This is a genomic window from Paraconexibacter antarcticus (genome assembly GCF_024220175.1).
Classification (GTDB): domain Bacteria; phylum Actinomycetota; class Thermoleophilia; order Solirubrobacterales; family Solirubrobacteraceae; genus Paraconexibacter; species Paraconexibacter antarcticus.
This window is the reverse complement of the sequence record NZ_CP098502.1, coordinates 1725167-1739304: the sequence shown is the minus strand read 5'-3', so window position 1 is coordinate 1739304 and position 14138 is coordinate 1725167. Positions and strand designations below refer to the sequence as shown.

At 68.6% G+C, this 14138-nt stretch carries 9 protein-coding genes and 3 pseudogenes; 10 read left to right on the top strand and 2 right to left on the bottom strand.

Annotation, left to right across the window (positions count from 1 at the left end):
• Positions 1 to 89 precede the first annotated feature (89 nt).
• From NBH00_RS08595 to NBH00_RS08555, 9 genes and pseudogenes are all read left to right on the top strand, one after another.
• Positions 90 to 1436 (top strand): transposase, encoded by a 1347-nt coding sequence (locus NBH00_RS08595; RefSeq protein ID WP_254570003.1) that lies wholly within the window; start codon positions 90 to 92, stop codon positions 1434 to 1436.
• A 665-nt stretch (positions 1437 to 2101) separates the two neighbouring features.
• Entirely contained in the window at positions 2102 to 2971 is an 870-nt protein-coding gene (locus NBH00_RS08590) for an IS982 family transposase (protein WP_254569017.1), read from the top strand.
• A 99-nt stretch (positions 2972 to 3070) separates the two neighbouring features.
• Positions 3071 to 4206, top strand: a pseudogene (locus tag NBH00_RS08585) (IS3 family transposase); the annotation flags it as partial.
• 328 nt (positions 4207 to 4534) lie between these two features.
• On the top strand, positions 4535 to 4858 hold the full coding sequence (locus NBH00_RS08580) for an SDR family NAD(P)-dependent oxidoreductase (protein WP_254572924.1): 324 nt from the start codon (positions 4535 to 4537) through the stop codon (positions 4856 to 4858).
• Complete coding sequence (locus NBH00_RS08575; RefSeq protein WP_254572923.1) at positions 4855 to 6342, top strand: flavin-containing monooxygenase; 1488 nt, start codon at positions 4855 to 4857, stop codon at positions 6340 to 6342. Before NBH00_RS08580 ends, NBH00_RS08575 begins: the two co-directional genes overlap by 4 nt.
• A gap of 165 nt (positions 6343 to 6507) precedes the next feature.
• Entirely contained in the window at positions 6508 to 7479 is a 972-nt protein-coding gene (locus NBH00_RS08570; protein ID WP_254572922.1) for an AraC family transcriptional regulator, read from the top strand.
• Positions 7480 to 7695: 216 nt separating this feature from the next.
• The gene (locus NBH00_RS08565) at positions 7696 to 7932 is read left to right on the top strand and encodes a hypothetical protein (protein WP_254572921.1); all 237 of its coding nucleotides are present in this window, start codon (positions 7696 to 7698) and stop codon (positions 7930 to 7932) included.
• A 485-nt stretch (positions 7933 to 8417) separates the two neighbouring features.
• Positions 8418 to 9062, top strand: coding sequence for a hypothetical protein (locus NBH00_RS08560; RefSeq protein ID WP_254572920.1), 645 nt, complete (start codon positions 8418 to 8420; stop codon positions 9060 to 9062).
• A 98-nt stretch (positions 9063 to 9160) separates the two neighbouring features.
• A complete protein-coding gene (locus NBH00_RS08555) occupies positions 9161 to 10468 on the top strand; it encodes a fenitrothion hydrolase (protein WP_254572919.1) in 1308 nt (435 codons plus the stop codon).
• Positions 10469 to 10716: 248 nt separating this feature from the next.
• Here NBH00_RS08555 and NBH00_RS08550 read toward each other — a convergent pair whose 3' ends face one another.
• Together NBH00_RS08550 and NBH00_RS08545 are read right to left on the bottom strand one after the other, a co-directional pair.
• Entirely contained in the window at positions 10717 to 10875 is a 159-nt protein-coding gene (locus tag NBH00_RS08550) for a site-specific integrase (protein WP_254572918.1), read from the bottom strand.
• Between the two features lie 602 nt (positions 10876 to 11477).
• Positions 11478 to 12667: pseudogene (locus NBH00_RS08545) on the bottom strand (thiolase family protein).
• A 231-nt stretch (positions 12668 to 12898) separates the two neighbouring features.
• Between NBH00_RS08545 and NBH00_RS08540 the strand changes: the two are divergent.
• A pseudogene (locus tag NBH00_RS08540) lies at positions 12899 to 14120 on the top strand (thiolase C-terminal domain-containing protein).
• Positions 14121 to 14138 lie beyond the last annotated feature (18 nt).

Below are 14138 nucleotides of genomic sequence, written 5' to 3'. Positions count from 1 at the left end.
GCCGGCCCGCGTTCCATCCCCGGCCCTGAGTCACGTCGCGTGACGAGGCTGTTGCTTAACTCGTCCGGTCTGCGTCGGAGAATTCGGTCATGGCGCAACGGTTTGTGTCGGCCGATCGCGATCAGGAGTGGCTGCTGCCACCGTCGATGCGCGACTGGCTGCCGGAGGGGCATCTGGCGTGGTTCGTGATCGAGCTCGTCGACGAGCTGGACCTGTGCGAGTTCGCTGCGGTGTATCGCCAGGACGGTCAGGGCCGGCCGCCGTTTGATCCGGCGGTGATGGTCGCGCTGCTGGTCCACAGCTACTGCGTCGGGGTTCGGTCCTCGCGGCAGATCGAGCGTCGCTGTATGGAGGACGTCGCCAGCCGGGTCGTCGCCGGTGGCCTGCAGCCGGATCACGTCACGATCGCGCGGTTCCGCTCACGGCATCAGGACGCGTTGGCCGGCCTGTTCTCGCAGGTCCTCGGCGTCTGCGCCAAGGCCGGCCTGGTGCAGGCGGGGACGGTCGCCATCGATGGCACGAAGGTGTTGGCCAACGCGTCGCTGTCGCGGTCGATGACCGTCGAAGGGCTGCGAGCGGAGGCGGAGCGGATCCTCGGTGAGGCCGAGCGGGTCGATGCGGCGGAGGACGCCGCGCTCGGCGAGCATCGCGGCGATGAGCTTCCCGACGAGCTTGCAAATCCACGGACTCGTGCGGGCCGGATCCGCAAGCTGCTGGACGAGGTCGAGGCGGAGCAGCAGGCCGTCAAGGACTCCCGTGCTGAGCGGATCGCTCGTTATGACGAAGCGGTCGCGCGAGGGCGCCGTCCTGAGGGCCGGGTTGTGAGCCGCAACCATGACGAGCGCGAGCTTCGTGTCCTGCGCAAGAAGGTCAACGTGACCGACCCCGACAGCCGGATCGTGCGCAGCCCCCGCGGCCTGATCCAGGGCTACAACGCGCAGGCGACCGTCGGCGAAGGGCAGATCGTGATCGCAGCGAGGATCGCGCCGGGCGCCGCGGACCAGACCCAGCTTGGGCCGATGATCCAGGCCGCCCGCGAGGAGCTCGCCGCGGCCGGGATTCAGCAGACCGTGCAGCGGGTGCTGGCCGACAGCGGCTACTGGAACACGCCCCAGATGACCGCAGCTCAGCAAGCGGGGATCGAGACGATCGTGCCGCCCACCAGCCAGCGCGGTGAGAAGCCCGCCCGAAAGCGCAAGCCGCCACGGGGCGAGCACGCCGACCGGATCAACGGGTTGCTAGCCACGCCGGAGGGCCAACGGATCTACAAGGCCAGGCAGTACACGGTGGAGCCGGTGTTCGCCTACGTCAAGCACCTACGCCGCATCGACCGATTCTCAAGACGCGGCAGGGCTGCCGTGGAAGCCGAGTGGCAGTTGATCACCGCCACGCACAACGTCCTGAAGCTGCACAGGGCGGCGACCGTCGCAACGTGAGACCACGGCACTGGGGCTCGCGAGCGCCAGCGACCGCCACGGTCATGGCCGCGACCGACGGTGCTCCCACATCGACCAAAGGTTGAGCAACAGGCTCCTCACACGACTTGACTGGGGCTGGCTCGGCTACCGGCGTATGGTGGGTGCTGGCTAGGCCGGGTGGGGAGCCGGTCTGGGCGTACGGGGGATGTCTCGTCAACGCATCTGCGGCGATACATCGTGCATGACCTCGTCAGCCGCCCGGAACGCCGCGTACCTCCGCCCGCCTCTTAAGCACGGGAGCGGCCAGCGGCTGTCTCCCCGAGCCAATGCAGGGGATGAGGAGGCGGTCGGCCTTCCGACGATGGGATGTCAGCCGGAGCCGCGGGCGACCGCACCTGAAGATCGTCGCATGCACGTGCGGACCGAGATCGCGCGATCTCCCAGCGGTCTCACGTTGAACGAACTTCGGTTGCGCATCCCGGGTCCTGCAGGACTCGTCAGCGTGGCCCTCATCGAATTGGAGAACGATGGGATGGTGTGGTTGAACGGCACGCGGTGGTCGTTGGTCGCCACTAGATGGTTCGTTCCACGGCGGGGGCGGAGGAGTCGGGTAGGCAGGTGACATAAGCAGGCAGGTCGAAGTCGGCGGTGCTATCTCGCCAACGCCGACCCTGGGGGCCTCGATGGACGCCGACCTCGACCTGCTGCTGATCGCTGTTTACTGCACCTGCGACGATCTCCTGCCTGCGAAGGGCAAGAACGCCAAACGGATCTTGACCGACGCGGAGGTCGTCACGTTGAGCGTGGCTCAGCAGGTACTGCGGATCAGCTCTGACGAGCAGTTCTGGGCGATGGCACCGCATCGCTTGGGGCACCTGTTCCCGCGACTGCCCAAGCGCCCGGGTTTCGTCAAACGCCGCCAGCGCCTGTCGGACAAAATCGAAGCGCTGATCCTCGAGTTCGCCCGCCACACCAACGGCTTTGACGACGACCTGCTCGTGGTCGACAGCACACCGGTCGAATGCGGTCGCTCGGTCGAAACGACGCGCCGCAGCGCCCTGGGCAACGCCGCGGAGTACGGCTACTGCGCCAGCCATTCCCGCTTCTTCTGGGGCTTCCGCCTGCACGGCCTGTTCGCGACCGACGGCACTCCACGCGCCCTTGCCCTGACCTCCCCGAAAACGGGCGAACGAGACGTCGCGCTGGACATGCTCGCCCGCTGCCACCGCAACGGCCCGGTCACCGTCATCGGCGACAAGGGCTACTCCGGCCGCGACTTCCACGCCCAAGCCTCCGCGCTCGGCGCCACGATCGTCCGCCCCCGACGCAAGGACGAGGCCGGCAAAGAGCCGCACCTGGCCCCGATCCGGCAATGCGTGGAATCGATCTTCTGGACATGCAAAGACATGCTCAACCTCGAGGACCACCGCGCCCGCGAGCTCCACACGCTCCGCACCCGCCTGGCCGCCAAGTTCCTCGCTCTCACCGCCGCGATCGCTCTCAACGAACGCCTCGGCCGCCCACCACGCAACCTCACTGCCTACTACGCCTGACCGATCCGTGGAACGAACCATCTAGTCGCAGAGTGGAGTTCCCCCGGTTTCGTGGACATCTGATGGCTGAGGTTGCTCAGCCCGAGAGGATGTCTGCATATGCCCAAGGTCCCGCCGTACTCGTTGGAATTCCGCCTGGAGGCCGTTCGGCTCCTGCGGTCCAGCGGCCGCACCGTCCCGCAGCTGGCGAAGGAGCTCGGAGTCTCGGAAGGGTCGCTGCGCAGCTGGCGCGAGCAGCTTGACGCTGACGAAGGTCGCTCGGAGGGCCTGAGCACCAGCGAGCGCGAGGAGCTGCGGCGCCTGCGCAAGGAGAACCGGATCCTCGCGGAGGAGCGTGAGATCCTAAAAAAAGCAGCGGCCTTCTTCGTGGCAGAGAACAAGAACCGGTGATCGCCTTCCGGTTCGTTCTGGCGAACAAGGCCTGCCACTCGATCAGCCTGATGTGCCGTGTGCTCGCGGTCTCGCGCTCGGGCTATCACGCCTGGATCGTTCGGCCGCCGTCGGCCCGGGCCGTCGCTGACGCGGCGCTCACCGACCAGATCTCGGTCATCCACACGGACGCGCTGAAGACCTATGGCTCCCCGCGGATCCATGCCGAGCTGCGGCTGCAGCACGACGTTCTGGTCGGCCGCAAACGCGTGGAGCGGCTGATGCGCAACGCCGGCCTCTCGGGCCTGCACAAACGACGGCGCGGACGCACCACGATCCGCGTGCAGGGCGTGCGGACCGCACCCGATCTGGTGGAGCGCGACTTCAACCCGACCCGGATCAACCAGCTGTGGGTCGCCGACATCACCTACATCCGCACGTGGGAAGGGTGGCTCTACCTGGCGTCGGTGATGGACTGCTACAGCCGCCGGATCGTCGGCTGGGCGATGGCCGATCACATGCGCGCCGAGCTCGTCATCGACGCGCTGGAGATGGCCGTCGCCAGGCGCCGGCCCGACGGGCGGCCGATACATCACAGCGACCAGGGCGGGCAATACACGTCTCTGATCTTCACCCAGCGCTGCCGCAGCGTGGACATCGACATCTCGATGGGATCCAAGGGCGACTGCTACGACAACGCCGCGATGGAGAGCTTCCACGCGAGCCTGAAGAAGGACCTCATCCACCGCCGCTCGTGGCCGACCAAGACCGAGGCGCGAACAGCGGTGTTCGGCTACATCGAGACGTTCTACAACCGCCGCCGACGCCACTCCCGCCTCGGGATGCTCAGCCCCGTGGACTACGAGAACACCCCTCTACGCGATACGGGAACGGCTTTCTCCCCCTCCCCCGACCAGACCCTGTTGACTACAACAACGGCCGCTCACGCGGCCTAACCCCGACCTGTCCACCAGACCGGGGGACTTCCAGTTCGTGGTGGGTTTGAGGTGAGTCTCGCCACTGCAGTGGCCCCACCGCGGAACGGAGGGATCGGTGGCCACTTTGGCCACGGGGATCACCACCTGCCCGAACCGGGGCGCGGCGCTGCACCCCACCGTCCGCCTGTCCGAAACGATCAAGTAGTCGTCCGCTCGGACCATTCACGAAACGGCTTGGTGCTGGCACGGTGGCCGCATGAAGAACTTCGACGGCAGGGTCTGTGTCATCACCGGCGCCGGGTCAGGGACCGGGCGGGCGCTCGCACTGGAGTTGGCGGGGCGTGGCGCGCGACTGGCGGTCTGGGATATCGACGCCGCCGACGCTGAGGCGACCGCGGCTGCGTGCGCGAAGCTCGGCGCGGACGCGAGGGGCTACGCGCGGGATGTCGCCCAGCGCGACGAGGTCCAGGCCCACGCCGACGAGGTGATGTCCGATTTCGGGCTCGTCAACCTCGTCGTCAACAACGCCGGCGTCGGCGTTACCGCCGAGTTCCTGGATCGCAAGAAGGCCGCGGCATGAGCACCAACGGCACACCACGAACGCCACAGATCGCGATCATCGGCGCCGGAATGTCGGGGCTGTGCATGGCCGCCAAGCTCAAGCTCGCCGGCATCGAGTCCTTCACGATCTACGAGAAGGCCGACAGCCTCGGCGGCACCTGGCGCGACAACAACTACCCAGGCCTGACGTGCGACGTCCCTTCGCGCTTCTACCAGTTCCGCTTCGCCCCGAACCCGGACTGGTCGCAGTGGTTCTCGGCCGGCGATGAGATCTGGCGCTACTTTGACAAGGTTGCCGATGACCTCGACATCCGTAGGCACGTCGAACTCGGCCGCGAGGTCACGGCAGCGCATTTCCAGAACGGCCGCTGGGAGCTTGACTTCGCCGACGGCCGCTCCGCGAGCGCCGACTTCCTCGTCTCCGCCTGCGGGATCCTGCGAATCCCGCGCTACCCCGAGATCGACGGCCTGGACTCGTTCACCGGCGCGGTCTTCCACTCGGCACGGTGGGACCACGACGTCCCCCTCGACGGCAAGCGCATAGCCGTCGTCGGCACCGGGTCGACCGGTGCGCAGATCGTCTCGGGGCTGGCCGGTGTGGCCGGTGAGGTCAAGCTGTTCCAGCGCTCGGCACAGTGGATCTTGCCGATGTTCAACCCGCGCGTCAGCAGCCTGACGCGCTGGCTGCATCGGCGGTTCCCGGCACTGGACAGGGTCGCCTACGACAGCTTGCGGGCAGGTGCTCACCGGGTGGCCCCAGCGCTGACCGCTCCCGGCCCCAAGCGCTCGGCCATCCAGGCGATCTGCCGTCTGCATCTGCGCACGGTCCGCGACCCGGCGCTGCGCGCCGCGCTGACCCCCGACTATCAGCCGATGTGCAAGCGGCTGGTCGCGTCGTCGGCGTTCTACAAGGCAATCCAGCGCGACGACGTCGCGCTGGTGACCGATGGGATCGAGCGCATCGAGCCGGCGGGCATCGTCACGACTGACGGCACGCTGCACGAGGTCGACGTGATCGCCCTGGCGACCGGCTTTGACGCGCACGCGTTCATGCGCCCGATGCAGCTCACCGGCAACGACGGGCTGACGCTCACCGAGGCGTGGAAGGACGGGCCGCGCGCGTATCTGACCGTCGCGCTGCCGGGGTTCCCGAACTTCTTCACGCTGATGGGGCCGCACAGCCCGGTCGGCAACTACAGCCTCACCGAGATCGCCGAGACCCAGGCCGACCACGTCCTGGCCTGGATCGAGCGCTGGCGCGCCGGGCAGCTCGACACGGTCGCGCCGACCGAAGACGCGACCACCCGCTTCAACGCCGACATGCGCGCGGCGATGCCCGGCACCGTCTGGAGCACCGGTTGCAGCAGCTGGTATCTCGGCGCCGACGGTGTCCCCGAGCTGTGGCCATGGACGCCGGACCGCCACCGCGCGATGCTCTCCCAGCCGCGCTTGGAGGACTATGAGATCCATTCCACTGAGCGGGTCGCAACGCCCGCTGCATGATGGCGCTCTGGCACGCGTTCCAGGCGCTCGTGTCGTCCTCGGTCCCGCGGAATGCCGCGGCCGCGCCCTGGGGTGAGCACCCCGGAGCCGAGTTGATAGTTTCGGACAATGCCGAGCGACGGGCAGCCTTCGTGGGATTTCCGGCGCGCCCCGGCCGCGGCACGCATGATCGTCGAGACCGGCGTGGCGCACGACGTATCAGCGCAACGCCTGCTGCGCGGCACCGGCCTTTCGTTGGATGATCTGCACGACGGCGAATCGCTGCTCGAGGCCGGCCAGGAGCTCGCGATTGCGCGTAACCTGATCGGCTGCGCCGGCGACCGCCCCGGCCTGGGCGTCGACGCCGGCCTGCGCTACACCGTTGCGAGCGCCGGCATCCTCGGCTTCGCGCTGCTCGCCAGCCCGACGGTCCGAGCCGCCATCACCGTCGCCCTGCGCTACGTCGCGCTCAGCTCGGCGTTCGTGCGGCTGTCACTGGAAGAGAACGACACCGAGGGACGCATCGTTTTCGCCGACGACGAGATCCCGGCAGACGTCCGCGCCTTCCTCTTCGACCGGGACCTCGCCGCGACCATGCAGATCGCGCCGCTGCTGGTGGGCGACCTCAACCAGGCCTCCGTCCGTGCTGAGTTGCGTGTTGATCGCGCCCGCGGCCAGCCACTCGGCGGTGCGCTGGCCGGCGTCTCGGTCAAGTTCGGAATGCCCGAGAACGCGATCGTGTTCGCGCGCCGGGTGCTCGACCAGTCACTGGCGTCGGCAGACGCCCACACCGCCGACATGTGCGAACGCCAGTGCCGCGAGATGCTCCAGCGCCGCCAGCGGCGACACGGCATGGCCGCGACGGTGCGATCGCGCCTGCTACGCGACCCCGCCGACCAACCCTCGATGCAGGCCGTCGCCCAACAGCTCCACGTCGACCCCAGGACGCTGCGCCGCCACCTCGAACGCGAAGGCACATCGTTCCGCGCGCTCGTCACCGAGGTCCGCGAGACGCTCGCCATCGAGCTGCTGTCCAACACCGGCCTCACCGTCGACGAAGTCGCGACCCGCCTGGGCTACTCCGAGACCGCCAGCTTCACACACGCCTTCAAACGCTGGCGCGGCGCACCACCCAGCCACTTCCGCCGCCGAGCATGACCCGATCGCTGTTGCCACCCGTGTTGCCACCCACGGGGTTCGATCAGCACCGAAAATGCCCTCCAGCACGGGGGGTCTCGGAGCGCGCCGGAGAGCGCACCCAAGAGGATTCGAACCTCTGCTTCCACGGTCAGGCGATCGTCGACTCGACCACGCAGGTGATCGTCGCCGCCCGACGCGTTCGCGATGGCTGCTGACTGCCCGCTGCTTGACCCGATGCTCGAGCAGCTCACCGAGAACCTCGCCGCAGTAGACGCCGAACTGCCCGCCGACGTCGCGTTGACCGCCGATGCGGGCTACTTCTCCGAAGCCAACGTCGACAGCGACGCGGAGCACGACCTGGACGCCTACATCGCGACCGGCCGCCTCAAGCACGACGAGCCACCAGACCCCGAACAGCCGCTCCCGGATCACGCCACAGTCCGTCTCCGTCCGACCGGACGTCTACTGTGAAACGGCGCCCGTCGCGCGTCACCTTCAAGGTGGTTCCCTGAGTTCGTTCTTCGTCCTTCAGCAAGCTGAAGAATCCCTGCTCAGGCGGACAGTTCCGCGGCCCCGATCATCGGGGCCGCACCTGTCTCATGCCCAATCCGGGCTAGACACCACCCAGGACGCCCGTCGCATGCTGACCTGCGGCACTTCGGCCGCCCGCAGCCAGTGGCAGTTCGGATGCGCGATCCACAAACCTCCTCAAACTGCACCGCAACGGCGGCTTGGCGCTCATCCCGACCGGGTAGCGGCCTCCGGACGGGACCCACAGGCCCGCTCACGCCCGACACGGCCGCGCAGCACTCGCGGTGCAGCACCGGACCAGCGCCGCACAGACCACGACATGCTCGCCAGCCTGATCCTACGCTCCGGGCCGGGCGCGACCGCACGCCCACACCCACACGCACCACGAAAGCGCGTAACAACCCACGCACCTAGACTTTCGCTCGATGCCCGCCCGATCGAGACTTCCACTGCTCGCCGTGCTCGCCATGTTGCTCCCAGCCGCTCCGGCGATCGCTGACGGCGACCCCGCGAGCGACACGCTGCCGAGCGCAGCGGTCTTCCTGCCCTATGCGCCCCCCGTGCAGTCGCAGACCGCGACACGGCTTGGGGCACTGTTGCGCGAGGCGACGCGCGAGCGCCTCGCGATCAAAGTCGCCGTCATCGGCTCGCCCGCCGATCTCGGCGCGGTCACGTCGCTGTTCGGGCATCCGCAGGCCTACGCGACGTTCCTGGGCCGCGAGATCCAACCCTACCTCCGAGAGCAGCACTCCAGCCTGCTGATCGCCATGCCGGCAGGCTTCGGGCTCATCGGCCCTGCCGCAACGACGGCGGCTCAACGAGCGCTCGCGGCGTCGAGGCGTCCGATCTCGGCCGACTCAACCACGCTGACCGCCGCCGCGACCGCCGCCGTCGAACGCGTAGCGGTCGCCGACGGTCTCCGCCTCGTCCACCCCGCCCTGACCGGCGCCAGACATGGCGACCACGCGACGCGCACCGCTTACCTGCTGTCGCTGGCGGCCGTCGTCGCCGCGGCAGTTCTCCTCGCCGCGCGCGTTCGCCGCCCGGCGCCCGGCGCGCTTGCCCGATGAGACGCTCCGCGCTCCTCGCGACAGCGATTGCGGTGGCCGTGGGCACCTGGCCGGCCGCGGCCGGCGCGCACGGCCTGTCAAGCCCACCGGGAGTGCCGGTGCCCGGCTACCTGTTCGCGTGGGCCGCGTCGATCGTGCTCGTCGCATCGTTCTGGGGGCTTGCGCGGCTGTGGAACGAACCCCGGCTGGAGGGTGCTCCGTCGCGCTGGGTCGCCAGCCTTCCTGCTGCGCTGGAACCGTGCTGCGGCGCCCTCGGCGTCGCGATGTTCGCGGGCCTGATGTACTGCGGCCTGGCCGGGTCGGCCGACCCGGACGGCAACCTGCTTCCCGCATTTGTCTACGTCGTCTTCTGGATCGCGCTCGTGCCGCTGAGCCTGCTCTTGGGCGACGTGTTTGCGCTGTTCAACCCGTGGCGAGCGATCGCGCGCGGCACGGGATGGCTGACCCAGCGCGCCGGCCCCGGGCGGATCGGCGCCCCGCTGCCCTACCCTGACCGCCTCGGCCGCTGGCCCGCAACCGCGGCGATCTTCGCCTTCGCCTGGCTCGAACTGGCCTACACCCACCGCGGGGACCCTTCGACCCTGGCACAACTCGCACTGACCTACGCCGGCGTGCAACTTGTCGGCATCGCGTTCTTCGGAGTCGACGCCTGGACCTCGCGCGCCGACGGCTTCGCCGTCTACTTCAACCTCTTCGCACGCCTCTCTGCGCTGCGCCGCCTCCCGCGCGAACTGCGCCGCCAGCCGCTGCTCAGCGGGACGACGACGCTCACCGCGGTCCCCGGCACCGTTGCGCTGCTGTGCGTCATGCTCGGATCGACCGGCTTCGACGGGCTCTCGGGAACGCTGCCGTGGCGCGATCTCGCGCCGCACCTGCAACACACCTTCACCCGCCTGGGCCTGAGCCTCCCGACGGCTTCCGAAGCGGCGGCGTCGCTTGGGCTCATCGTCATGATCGCCGTCATCGCCGGCGTCTTCGCACTCGGCGTGCGGGGCATGCGCGCCGAACTCGGCACGCGTCGATCCGTCGCGCTGACGCGCGCGTTCGCGCACTCCCTGATCCCGATCGCATGCGCCTACGCACTCGCGCACTACCTCACGTTCCTGCTCGTCCAAGGCCAGGCGATCGCCGCGCTCGTCTCCGACCCGCTCGGCCACGGCGCGGACCTCCTGGGCACAGCCCACTGGACGATCGACCCGCGCCCGCTTCCGCGCGGCATCATCTGGGGCCTACAGGTCACAGCGCTCGTCTCTGGCCACATCGCCGGGCTCATCCTGGCTCACGACCGCGCCCTCGTGCTGTTCCCCGACCACCGCCGCGCCGCGCGGTCCCAACGCTGGATGCTGGCCGTGATGGTCGGCTACACCAGCTTCGGCCTGTTTCTGCTCGCCTCCGCCGCGAAGTGACCGCGCTGCCGGGACTGCTCTGCGATTGAGTGCGCCGCCTGAGCCCCAACCCCAAGCGGGCGGCGTTCCATGCCCGCAAGCCCACGCCGACGGGCAGCATCCCGATGTCGTCCAACTATGCCGACGTCGGCATAGTTGGACCTATGCCGAGGACTCGGTCCGGGGCAGGCGTGGTGGGGCTCTGCCGGTCGATCGCGTCGGCATGGTCACAGGGCTTCGAGGAAGGCGAGCAGCGTGTCGGGCGGCTGCTAGCGGCCGGGGGCGATGTCGGTCGGGGTGACTCTGGCGAGGGCGCGTTCTTTGATGGTCAGGTCGGCGTGGAGGTAGGTCTGGGTGGAGCGAACGTCGGCGTGTCCGAGCCAGAGCGCGATGACCGTGGTGTCGGCTCCGGCCTGAAGCGACGTCATCGCGCAGGTGTGCCGCAGTACGTGCGGATAAATGTCCTTGCCGGAGCGATGGGCAGCTTTTCGTCGCGGTGGCGGTGTGCAGGGTGATGCTGGGTGTGGACATCCGAAGTGGCGACCTGCCGCGGCTTGAAGAACCGCTCAAGGCTGCGGGTCTCCGCGCACGCTCCTGCTCGACCGACTGAGCCCCCACCAGCGTCAACTGACCTGCGGCGTGCGACCTTGCGAGTCCATGGCGTCGCGGGCGTTGGTCCTCACCCGGGAGCTCGAGCCGCCGCCCACGGTCGGGATCGTCCCCGGCGCGCACACATCTACCTGCGGACCCGGCAGCGAGCGCCGCGCCAGTTCCCGGTCACGGTGTCCAGCACCGCAACCGCCGCCCTGGACACATGCTAATCCAGCCCACCCAGCGACATGGCCGGCGCCCTCCATCGACGTGGTCATCCACCACGCGGTCCACGCCGTCGTGGTGGTCAGTCAAGCCCACGACCTCGCCGGAGGCTCGCCGGCCCTCTACCTTTCCGGGACCCGACACCCACTGGAGTCTGGGCCGCCGGGCGCCGCCGCCGGAGGGTCCGGCGGCGGCTGGCCCGTCGCCCGTCATATCAGACCCGCTGGATGATCGTGCCGGTCCCGAACCCGCCGCCGCAGCACATCGTGATCAGACCGAGTTCGTGGTCGGCCCGCTCGAGTCGTTCAGCAGCGTGGCGGTCAGCCGGGTCCCCGTCGAGCCGACAGGGTGCCCGAGCGCCATCGCGCCGCCGTTGACGTTTGTCTTCTCGAGATCGGCCCCGAGCTCGCGCTGCCATGCCAGGACCACCGAGGCGAACGCCTCGTTGACCTCCATCAGGTCGAGGTCGTCGATGGTCAGGCCGGTGCGCCTGAGGAGCTTCCGCGTGGCAGGGATCGGACCGGTGAGCATGATGATCGGATCGACGCCGACGGTCACCTGATCGACGATGCGCGCGCGCGGGACGAGGCCGAGCCGATCGACGGCGTCGCGCCCCGCGAACAGCACCGCCGAAGCGCCGTCGGAGAGCTGCGAAGACGTGCCGGCCGTGATCCGTCCGTCCTCCTTGAACACCGTGCGCAGAGCGCCGAGGCTCTCCATCGAGGTCGTCGGGCGCAGCCCTTGGTCCAGGGCGACCGTGCCGTGTGGGGTCTCGACCGGAACGAGCTCACGGGCGAAGCGGCCCTCTTCGGCAGCCTGCACTGCCCGTGCATGGGAACCGACGGCAAGCTCGTCCATCGCTTCGCGTGAGATGTCCCACCGATCGGCGATGAGCTCCGCGCTCAGGCCCTGTGGGATGAAGTCGTAGCGCTCCAGCAGGTCCGGAGGCCATGGCGAGCCGTAGAGGTCGGAGACCTTGACGTGGGCGTCGATCGGGATGTGCTGCATGTGCTCCACACCCGCCGCGACGACCACGTCCAGGGTCCCGGACGCGATCATCGCGGCGGCGAACGCCATCGCCGACTGCGCGGAGCCGCACCGCCGGTCGACCGTAGTCGCCGGGACCTCGTAGGGGTAGCCGGCCGCCAGCCAGGCGCTCCGCGCGATATTGCGCGACTGCTCGCCGAACTGGTTCACGCAGCCCGTCATCACGTCGTCGACCTCCGCGGGCTCGATGCCGGACCGGTCCATGAGCGCGGTGAGGCACTCCCGCAGAAGCGTGACCGCGTGCGTGTCGCGGAAGGCGCCCTTTTCGGGATGGGCGCGGCCGATCGGCGTGCGAACCGCATCGACGACGAAGACCTCGCGGCCGTGTTGCAGGAAGGGCGACGTCACGTTGCTCATGGCACTCCACCGTCACTTTCTCGTTGGGTTCCGCGCTTGACGCGGCCTTGGCGCACACCTACCGCCCGACCACGTCCGGCGTGCACTATTCGGTAACGGCCGTTATCGTTGGGACGCGAGCGGAGCGCGAGCCTATCCCGCGTCGGCTGTTACGACCAGGACGCTCCACACATCGAGCGAAGGAGAACGTATGTTCACCAACCCGACCACTGTGACGAACGTCAAGAGGGCATGAGCAACCGCACTTTCGTGGTCGGCGTCGGCATGACGAAGTTCGACAAGCCCGACACCAAGGAGGGCGACTACCCGGACTGGGCCAACGAGGCCGGCGAGATGGCGCCCGCCGACGCCGGCCTTCCCTATGAGAAGGTCGAGCAGGCGTTTGCCGGCTACTGCTACGGCGATTCGACCGACGGTCAACGGGCGATCTATCAACTCGGTCTGACCGGCATTCCGGTGGTCAACGTGAACAACAACTGCTCCACCGGTTCAAGCGCGCTCTACATAGCGCGCCAGGTCATCAATGGTGGGCTGGCCGACTGTGCGTTGGCGATCGGATTCGAGAAGACGGAGCGCGGCTCCCCCGGCATGAGATACACCGACCGCACGCAGGCGATGGACAAGCACATGGAACGCATGTCCGAGATTCGTGCGCCTGAGGAGGTGCCGTTCGCCCCGCAGATGTTCGGGAGCGCGGGCCGCGACCACATGCAGAAGTACGGCTCGACGGCGGACCAGTTCGCGTGGATCGGGTGGACGGACCACAAGCACTCCGTCGACAACCGATACGCTCAGTTTCAGGACGAGCACAGCCTTCAGGACATCAAGGAGGCGCGGATGATCCACGCCCCGCTCACGAAGCTGCAGTGCTCGCCGACGGGCGACGGCAGCGCGGCGACGATCGTCGTCTCCGAGCGCTTCGTCGATGAGCACGACCTATGGGACCGCGCGATCGAGATCGCCGGCCAGGCGATGGTGACCGACCTCTCGTCGACGTTCGACGAGACAGCCGACTGCATCACGATCTGCGGGTCGGACATGAGCGCCGAGGCCGCCCGCAAGGCGCACGCGGAGGCAGAGGTCGATGCTGTCCAGGTCGATGTGTGCGAGCTCCACGACTGCTTCTCGGCCAACGAGTTGATCACGTACGAGGCACTCGGCTTCGCCGCCGAACGCGAGGGACACCTACTCGTCGACCGTGAGGCGACGACGTATGGCGGAGATGGCCCGGTCGTCAATCCGTCGGGGGGCCTGATCTCCAAGGGGCATCCCCTCGGAGCCACCGGGCTCGCTCAGTGCGCGAGCCACCGGCCTCGCTCAGTGCGCCGAGCTCACCTGGCAGCTGCGCGGCACAGCCGACAAGCACCAGGTGCAGGGCGCGAAGATCGCGCTGCAGCACAACATCGGGCTCGGCGGTGCTGCGGTCGTAACGGTCTACAGGCCGGTCTCGTGACCCCCTCGCACGTCGGCC

Excerpts from the sequence above, each read along its gene's own strand:
- NBH00_RS08570 (WP_254572922.1), top strand. The coding sequence starts at position 6,508 with ATGATCGTCGAGACCGGCGTGGCGCACGACGTATCAGCGCAACGCCTG.
- NBH00_RS08575 (WP_254572923.1), top strand. The coding sequence starts at position 4,855 with ATGAGCACCAACGGCACACCACGAACGCCACAGATCGCGATCATCGGC.
- NBH00_RS08565 (WP_254572921.1), top strand. The coding sequence starts at position 7,696 with ATGCTCGAGCAGCTCACCGAGAACCTCGCCGCAGTAGACGCCGAACTG.
- NBH00_RS08590 (WP_254569017.1), top strand. The coding sequence starts at position 2,102 with ATGGACGCCGACCTCGACCTGCTGCTGATCGCTGTTTACTGCACCTGC.
- NBH00_RS08560 (WP_254572920.1), top strand. The coding sequence starts at position 8,418 with ATGCCCGCCCGATCGAGACTTCCACTGCTCGCCGTGCTCGCCATGTTG.
- NBH00_RS08595 (WP_254570003.1), top strand. The coding sequence starts at position 90 with ATGGCGCAACGGTTTGTGTCGGCCGATCGCGATCAGGAGTGGCTGCTG.
- NBH00_RS08550 (WP_254572918.1), bottom strand. The coding sequence starts at position 10,875 with ATGACGTCGCTTCAGGCCGGAGCCGACACCACGGTCATCGCGCTCTGG.
- NBH00_RS08580 (WP_254572924.1), top strand. The coding sequence starts at position 4,535 with ATGAAGAACTTCGACGGCAGGGTCTGTGTCATCACCGGCGCCGGGTCA.